The organism is Faecalibacterium sp. DFI.5.82 (genome assembly GCF_029076575.1).
In the GTDB taxonomy this organism is placed as follows: Bacteria; Bacillota; Clostridia; order Oscillospirales; family Ruminococcaceae; genus Faecalibacterium; species Faecalibacterium duncaniae.
The window spans coordinates 1-288 of sequence record NZ_JARFIS010001153.1 but is presented as its reverse complement, the minus strand read 5'-3'; the positions used below and the strand labels follow the sequence as shown (position 1 = coordinate 288).

Here is a 288-nt window from a genome sequence, read left to right as displayed (position 1 = left end):
CAAGAACCGATTTTTGATCAAACTTTTGACTACGACCAGGATGATCTTGGTGCAACTTATTCTTCGAAGGCTACTTCTTTTGCCTTCTGGGCTCCTATCTCCGAGCAAGTCCTGATCAAGTTGAAAAAAGATGGCAAAGAAACTGTCTGGCCTCTCCTTCGTCAGGAAAAAGGCGTTTGGAAAACAACGATTCCTGGTGATTGGGAGAGAGCTAGCTACACCTATCTCCACAAGGTCAATGGTCAGTGGCTGGAAGTACATGATCCTTATGCTCTTTCCTCTGAAGCC

At 45.5% G+C, this 288-nt stretch carries 1 pseudogene; it reads left to right on the top strand.

Annotated features, from left to right (window positions below):
- A pseudogene (locus P0G09_RS20525) lies at window positions 1-288 on the top strand (hypothetical protein); the annotation flags it as partial.